1 pseudogene is annotated in these 267 nt (G+C 42.7%); it reads left to right on the top strand.

The annotated features are described in order from the left end of the window. Positions 1-135 precede the first annotated feature (135 nt). Positions 136-267 (top strand): annotated as a pseudogene (locus ACO0LC_RS29290) (IS3 family transposase); the annotation flags it as partial.

Below are 267 nucleotides of genomic sequence, written 5' to 3'. Positions count from 1 at the left end.
ACTATTCATGAGATTACTCCTATGGCACTTTCGTGCTGGTTTTATAAAGATTCGCACCTCTATCAAACCGGGTAATCTCTCCTTTTGCAAGGACCTTCTGTCAGATCAAATCGAAACTAATACACCTACGCCAATCATGCTGAAGCCATGCATGACATTGCAGATTATATTGTGAGCTTTTACAACAACATCCGTCTGCATTCCACCCTGGGTAATCTGCCGCCCAGTGTCTATGAGCAACAAATGGTAGAAAAAGAACCTATCCCT

Origin of the sequence: Undibacterium sp. JH2W (genome assembly GCF_049340425.1) — a bacterium.
GTDB lineage: Bacteria > Pseudomonadota > Gammaproteobacteria > Burkholderiales > Burkholderiaceae_D > Undibacterium.
Note: the sequence above shows the minus strand (reverse complement) of the source record. Positions and strands in the feature narration are given on the sequence as shown.